Origin of the sequence: Leptospira bandrabouensis, from assembly GCF_004770905.1 — a bacterium.
Taxonomy (GTDB): Bacteria; Spirochaetota; Leptospiria; order Leptospirales; family Leptospiraceae; genus Leptospira_A; species Leptospira_A bandrabouensis.
Genome location: NZ_RQHT01000006.1, coordinates 118,774 through 126,311, shown reverse-complemented (window position 1 = coordinate 126,311; position 7,538 = coordinate 118,774). Strand labels below are relative to the sequence as shown.

6 protein-coding genes are annotated in these 7,538 nt (G+C 36.8%); 1 reads left to right on the top strand and 5 read right to left on the bottom strand.

Annotated features, from left to right (window positions below; all coding sequences use genetic code 11):
• Window positions 1-239: 239 nt before the first annotated feature.
• From EHR07_RS02015 to EHR07_RS02005, 3 genes are all read right to left on the bottom strand, one after another.
• A complete protein-coding gene (locus EHR07_RS02015; protein WP_135743535.1) occupies window positions 240-1,922 on the bottom strand; it encodes a sensor histidine kinase in 1,683 nt (560 codons plus the stop codon).
• 137 nt (window positions 1,923-2,059) lie between these two features.
• Entirely contained in the window at window positions 2,060-2,818 is a 759-nt protein-coding gene (locus tag EHR07_RS02010; protein ID WP_135743534.1) for a beta/alpha barrel domain-containing protein, read from the bottom strand.
• Window positions 2,819-2,827: 9 nt separating this feature from the next.
• A complete protein-coding gene (locus EHR07_RS02005; protein WP_135743533.1) occupies window positions 2,828-3,160 on the bottom strand; it encodes an STAS domain-containing protein in 333 nt (110 codons plus the stop codon).
• Between the two features lie 60 nt (window positions 3,161-3,220).
• On the opposite strand from EHR07_RS02005, the gene murD reads away from it, so the two are divergent.
• Entirely contained in the window at window positions 3,221-4,642 is a 1,422-nt protein-coding gene (gene murD, locus EHR07_RS02000; protein ID WP_135743532.1) for a UDP-N-acetylmuramoyl-L-alanine--D-glutamate ligase, read from the top strand.
• A 2-nt stretch (window positions 4,643-4,644) separates the two neighbouring features.
• On the opposite strand, the gene EHR07_RS01995 is transcribed toward murD, so the two are convergent.
• Both EHR07_RS01995 and EHR07_RS01990 read right to left on the bottom strand, forming a co-directional pair.
• Window positions 4,645-5,481, bottom strand: coding sequence for an enoyl-ACP reductase FabI (locus tag EHR07_RS01995; RefSeq protein WP_135743531.1), 837 nt, complete (start codon window positions 5,479-5,481; stop codon window positions 4,645-4,647).
• 72 nt (window positions 5,482-5,553) lie between these two features.
• Window positions 5,554-7,533 carry an HD domain-containing phosphohydrolase gene (locus EHR07_RS01990; protein WP_135743530.1) on the bottom strand — a complete coding sequence of 660 codons (1,980 nt, stop codon included), beginning with the start codon at window positions 7,531-7,533 and terminating at the stop codon, window positions 5,554-5,556.
• Window positions 7,534-7,538 lie beyond the last annotated feature (5 nt).

Below are 7,538 nucleotides of genomic sequence, written 5' to 3'. Positions count from 1 at the left end.
ACTTTTTACTCTTTTTTTATCAATGAAAAATCGGTGATCTTACCCTCTAAGTGACCTCCCCTCGGCATCAACTTTTTGTCGTAATTACAAAACAATACCAACTCATAATCGTTAGATGACATAAACCAAAAAGGCTATGGTTTCAAATAAAACCACACCTACGAAAGAAAGGAAAGGTTCTGATGATTATCAAAACGAATGAAATGAATTGAAATGAATTGATTGGATTAAAGAGGTTCCTAAGATTTTTCTGGCAATCGAAAACTTACGGTTGTCCCTTTTCCTTTTTCGCTAGTGGCCCAGATTTCACCACCATGTAACTTGATAAACTCACTACAAAGAATAAGACCAAGCCCAGTTCCTTTTTCACCTTCCAGTCCGATCCTTGTTAATTGTGCATCCACACGAAATAATTTTTCTAAATCAAAACGATCCATTCCAATTCCATTGTCTTGGCATTCTACCCTAATTCCATCTTCGTCTTGTTTTACGGAGATCTTAATTTCCCCATTCTCACCTGTAAACTTTATCGAGTTTGTAATTAAATTTCGGAGAACGGCTTGGATCATTTCTGAATCAGCATAAACATAAGCCAATTCAGAAGGAATGTCTTTTACCAAATGAATATTCTTTTTCTTTATGGTCGACTCTACTTGTTCTGTAATTTTTGAAACAATATGAATAAGATTAACTTGTTTTGGCCGAAATGGCATGGTTCCTGTCTGAGTCCTTGCCCAATCCAAAAGTTGCTCAAGAAGTCCGTATAACATCGATGCCGAGTTTTGAATGTCGTAGATGGTTTCTCTTTTTTCCGAATCTGAATACGAATCGAAGTCTGAATATAAAAGTTCAGTAAGCTGTTTGAAAGCACCTAAAGGATTTCTTAAATCATGAGCAATGATGGAAAAGAATATATCTTTAGTACGGTTAGACTCACTAAGTAATTTTTCCGAAGTATGTAAGGCTTCGATTGCTTTATTCTTTTCAAAAACTTGTTTTCTGAGCAATTTAGTTCGATCAAAAACCTTTTTTTCTAACTCAAAACGATAGGTAATCAGCCTTTGGTATTGTAAAGTAATGAACTCAGACAATATAGAAAATGGGATCAGAAACGAAATTAAATAAATATAAGAATCAAATTCTCCCGGATATACAAACGGACCGACCCCGAGCCTGGTCATAAGAATACTAGAAAGATATAATAAAAATACTCCTAAGGTAACCCCTCTAATTTGGAACCGGTAACCCAAAAAAATCAAAATCAAAAAGGATAAAAAGAAGAGATAAGGAAAGTGATAAACAATAATGATTTGGAAAAAAATAAAAGTGGAAGCCCAGAGGATGAGTTTAATCGATAAATCTTCAAACCGAAACTTCCTCCAGGCCATAAAAAATGGAACTGTGATAAAAATTCCGATCGTATCTCCAAAGGTAATTACAATTAATGTCCGGACAATATCGGAAAAATTTAACTGATAAAAATAACCAAAAGAATATAAAATTCCCCCAAGGCATAAGATGGATATCAGACTGGAAAGAAAACAAACATAAGTAACAAAATAGAAATTATCTTTTGCCGAGTTTAAACTTTTGCGAATTTTTTGAATCCAGAAAGTATAAGCTAAAGTGGACTGTAAAGTATCAATGCCTGCAGTCAGACTGATACTCATATACAAGTTAAATTGATCCAAACCATGTTGGCTTTGAATAAGCCCGTCTTTATTAGCAAGAAAACTTGCAATCCAAATCACAGGAAGAAATCGATACCCAAAAAACAAACATCCAATGAGCCCAATTCCAGAAGGAATCCAAAGAACCGCAAGGTTCACAGGTTGGAAGGAAAAGAATTCCATTCCAAATTTTGCAGTCCCTATATACAATAGAAACAAAACGAATCCCTTTAGGAATTGTTTCCAGTTCATGAAGGATAGATTAATGGAATGGACAATAGGAGAAAAGCGAAAATATCTTTAGATTTCCCAAACCCATACGGGTTACCCTAATTAGAACTGATTTTTCGAAACTGAAAGCGGCTTAGAATGTAATAAAAACCCTTAGATTAGTTTCCTGACAAGAGGGCGCGGAAATCTTTTGCAATGTCCTTACTTTTCATAAAATATGTTCCAACTAACATAGAGTCGACGATTCCCTTATATTTTTGCCAATCGGAATAACTTTCAATTCCAGATTCTGCTACTCGGATGATAGAATCATCTAATTCAGGAGCTATCTCTTCGATTAAGTTTTTATGAATTTCAAAGGTGTCAAGATCGCGGGTATTGATTCCGATGGTTGTGGCTCCAGAATCAAGTGCAATTTTTACCTCTTCCCTGTTGTGTGTTTCCACAAGAACAGAAAGCCCTAAACCTTTCGCAAAACTATGTAAAGACGATAATTCTTTTGGCGAAAGAATTCGTACGATGAGTAAAATGGCCGAAGCACCGTATGCATAAGCTTCGTCGATTTGGATTGGATCAATGATAAAGTCTTTTCGAATGACAGGAATGGAAACTGACTCAGAAACCGAGGTTAAGTCAGATAAGGATCCAAAAAAATACTGAGAGTCCGTGAGAACTGAGATCGCCCCTGCACCAGAGGATTCGTAGATGGAGGCAATTTTTACTGGGTCGTAGTCAGGACGAAGAATTCCAGAGCTAGGACTTCCTTTTTTGCATTCGGCAATAACAGAAATGGAATTCGTTTTGAGATTTGATTCCCATGGTCGAATGGGGATCTTTCGAGGTGGAAGAGATTTCCCTTTCGCTAAGAGAATCTCTTCCTGTTTGGTCTCGACAATTTTATGTAAAACTGGATTCAAGAACCCCGCTTAAAACGCTTTTAACGCAGCGTCTTCTGAATCGTAGATATCAAAAAGAGAAGTAAGTTCAATCACATCAAAGATCCGTTTGACCGCAGGTTTGATATTAGAAATTTTTAAAGCACCCTCTTTGGAATTAAGTTTTCTGAGAGTAGAAATACAAGCTCGGAAACCTGAGCTAGACATATATTCAACGTCTTTCATATTCAGAAGGACTTTTCTATGCCCAGCATTATCGATGAGGTCCATTAGGCCCTCTTCCACTTCATTTGCCACAGAAACGTCCAATCGACCTTCCAGATAAACGACTAGTTTTCCGTCTTTCACTTCGTGTTTCAGCACCGATTTACCCAACCTGATATGATTTTACAAAATCATCGTATTTTAGCGGAGTGTCAATCAATGTTTTCACAATCCATTCCACAGGCTTCTGACCTAGACAAATTCAAAAAATTCCTGATTTTAGGTGGAGGATCCTCTGGGGACTCCTCTGCCAAATTACTTACTTCCTTAGGAAAAATCTGTATATTAGCCGACAAGTTTCCAGAGAAAGCCAACTCCACTTTGTATGAGGAAGTTTTGTCAGACAATCACCCACAGGAGATTTTAAGAGAGGTTGACTGTATCATCAAAAGTCCAGGCATCCTACCGAACCATCCCATCTTGGAAGAAGCTAAAGAAAGACAAATTCCCGTTTTAAGTGAAATTGGTTTGGGTAGAGTTTTTTACAAAGGTCCTATCATTGGAATCACAGGCACTGATGGAAAATCAACCACCACTGCCCTCACCTATCATATTTTAAAATCAAAATTTCCCAATTCCAAGATGGGAGGAAATATCGGGGTTCCCTTTACTTCTTTTTGTTTAGAACCACTTGATTTAGTTGTATTGGAACTTTCTAGTTACCAACTAGACGACTCACCTAACTTACATATAACGTCTTCCGCCATTTTAAATTTGGCTTCTGATCATTTGGAACGACATAAAACAATGGAGTCCTACGCAAAAGCAAAATGGAAAATCCAAAATTTGGAAAACCCAAACCATAGATTATTTGTGAACCCAAACTTTTTTCAGTTTTTCCCAACTTTGAATCAAAAAAATAGCAACTTACATCTAATAGGTGAAAACCAAAAATATTTTGCGAGTTTGGAACCAAATCTTGTGCACACTCCAAATAATACTTATGATGTTTCTAAATTTCCACTGAAGGGAAAACACAACTTAATGAATTTATGTTTTGCCATTGCACTCAGTGAATCGATGGGAATGAAAAAGGAAGAAATCCAAACCAGTTTCGAATCTTTTATGGGCCTGCCACATAGGTTCCAAAAGATAGAGAATTCTGGGTTTCAAAACCAATATAAATCGATTCAGTTTATTAATGATTCAAAATCCACAAACCTTCACTCCATGCTTTCAGGAATTTCTGGATTTAAAAAAGGAGATGGATTGTTTTTGATTTTAGGAGGAATTCCCAAACAAGAACCTATCGAACTATTTTTAAAAAGATGGAAAGAATTGGAATGCCCGATCTGGGTTTATGGAAAGGCTGTGGACGTTTGGAAACCAGAGTTTGAAAAAACAGGGTTAGCCGCTTATTATTTTCCAAATCTTTCCTCTCTCCTTGAAAATCTAAAAAATAAAATCGATTCGCATCTTAAAACAAATACATTCGATTCCTCAGTGGTTCGTAAAACTGGAAATGAGTCCAACTCCTTGTCGGTGATTTTTTCACCGGCAGGAGCAAGTTTTGATTTGTATAAAAATTTTGAAGAGAGAGGAAACCATTTCGAAAGTTTGGTTAGGCAACTCTTTTCATGAATTTACCCGCGAATGTGATAACCGCCATCCACATGACGTATTTCACCAGTGATCCGGTTCCCTGGTCGGAATAAATAAGCTACTTCTTCAGCTAAGTCCTTTGCTTTAGCATTTCCCAAAGGAGACAGTTCTTCACAACTGTTCTCCGCTTGTTCTAATCCATCAATCGCCGAACCAGCCTTACTTGCTCGGTAAGGAGAAAATCGAATGGCATTCACTTGAATTTGTTTTTCCTTTCCTAATTCCATAGCCATTTCTTTTACCAACCGCTCTAATGCCGATTTAGCTACACCAATGTTTTTGTATGGATGGGAAACAACCTTTTCGGCACCTAAATAACTCAAAGCAACAATGGATCCACCTTCTACTAACAAATTTCTTTGGTACAAACTTTGGGTCAGTGCAAGAAGGGAAAAGGCAGATACATTCATAGCATCCATAAACTCTTCACGGGAGATTGTCATAATAGGTTTTACTTTTCCTTGGCGAATGGTTTTATCCATAGCAATTGAATGTAAAAAGGAATGGATTTTGATTTTATTCGATTGTAAAAAATCGGCAAAAGCATCTATGTTTGCCTGAATGGTCACATCTAATGGATAAGTAATTGCATCATCACCTAACTCGCTCTTGACGGTTTTAGTGAAATCTGAGTATGTACGTTCTAAAAAGGAAAGGCCAGCTTCCGAAAGATTTTTATGGAACTCTGTTTTTCCAAGACCTGTGCAAATCAAATTGGCACCTAGTTGTTTGCATTCTTTGGCGATCACTAAAGCAAGCGAAGACGAATCCGTAATTCCCGTGATGATTACGGTTCTACCAGACAAATTATAGTTCATTTTTACCCTCACCGATTAGACAAACAGGAGGGAAAAGGAGGCCAAAAATACGAAGTTTTTTTCGCGTTTATTTCATCGTTTATGGGAAATTTTTTCGTAAGCCTTGCTGCCAATAAAAATATCCAATAGGTCCCCATCAATGTGTTGGTCCCGGACTTCCATTTTTAAAATATCAAAAGCTCGTTCCAAGGGGACTGCCTTTTTGTAAGGACGATCCTGATCGGTGAGCGCATCAAAGATATCAGCAATGGCCATCATTTTCGCTTGTACAGGGATCTCCACTGCAGAAAGACCTCGCGGGTAACCAGAACCATTCAATTTTTCGTGATGTCCGTGGGCAATGGCTGGAACCATTTTTAATTCTCTTGTCCAAGGAATTTTGGAAAGAAACTGAAATGTATGTTCCACATGAGATTCGATTTCTCGACGTTCTTCAAAATCTAAGGAACCACGACGAATGGATAAAAATCCAAATTCTTTTGGCATCAGTAGGTTCAGTTGGTTCCCGTCTGTTGTATGGTAACTCATTTTGGAAATCTCTTCTAAAAAGTTGGAATTTCCTTCTTCTAAAATAGAAGGTTCGTTGGAATCCGAAATCACTCGAACCATCTCTTCTAATTTTTCTTTTTCTAAAATATATTCGAGTTGGATCGACTTTTCAAACTCCGCATAACCACTATTACCATGTTTTTTAAGATATTCGATTTTCTTTTGTGAAAGTTTTGCTTCCACATCCTTTAATATAAATTGGAAACGCCATCGAATTAAATCCAATTCGTAATCTTCTAGTTTTTTTGCTTTAACTAGAACCTTTTCTCGAACTCCTACTTTTCCAAAATCATGTAAGAGGGAAGCATACCGAATTTCTTTTACTTGTGATTCATTAAAATGGATATCTTTAAATCTTCCCGTTTGGATAGCATTAACTGACTCTGCTAAACCTACCGTATACTGTGCCACACGAAACGAATGACCTGATGTTGTTGGATCCCTCGATTCAATCGCAGAAACACTAGCAGTTACAAATCCTTCAAACAAAGTTTCTATGTCATGAACCAAATTGTTATTCTGGATGGCCACAGCCGCTTGACCTGCCACTGCCATCACCAATTCTTCCGAATACTTATCGTAATCTAAAATGGAATTGGATTTCATTTCCTCTAAAGTGAGTTTGGTTTGAAAATTTTTCTTTCGATTGATGAGTTGGATGACACCTACAACTTCATCATGGTGGTCCTTCATTGGAACAACTAACATCGATTTTGAATAATAATTACTCATCTTATCAAAATCACTGTTAAACTTATACTCTTCTTTTCCGGACAATTCGTACACGTTAGGAATATTCAGTTGTTTTCCAGTAAACGCTACGTAACCTGCAATACTCTTTTTGTTGATTGGCAAAATAAATTCATCAGAATTCAAATCAAGAGCAGAAATTTTAAATCTAAGGTTTCTTGGATTTCCCCTTTCATCCTTTTCCACCAAATACAAAGATCCAGAATCTGAATTGGAAATTTCACGGGCAGAATTTAAAATATCGCGAAGTAATTTCGTAAAATCTTTTTCATTGGCAAGGCTAATTCCAATCTTTGTAAGTTTGGAAATTTCATTTGTAGAAACATTAATTCGTTTTTGAAGTTCAAATTTATCCACAACCATCTGAAGGCTTGTGAACGCATTGACAAATGCCTTAACCAAAAAAACTAGAGGGGCATCATCAGGCACATTTGTAAAAAATAAATCTTCTTCGATGTCCAAAGCAATGTATCCGGTATAATCAATGGGAGCTCGAACTATGAAGTTCGACATGATGGTGGGATGATCTTTTAAGAATTGGTGGATTTCTTTGTGTTTGGATTCCAATTCATACCGAGAGATATAAAACAATACTTTAGCTATTCTGCCTTGCGAATCAGATTCGATTTGATCTAACTCGGCTAAGGTTAAAACCTTAGCTTTGATTTTTTTGGAATAATCGGCAATTTTGCCTTCAAAAAAAGGGTCGTCCGTGATGATGAATTGCGAATCCGAAGATTTAGTCACAGGCATACTAT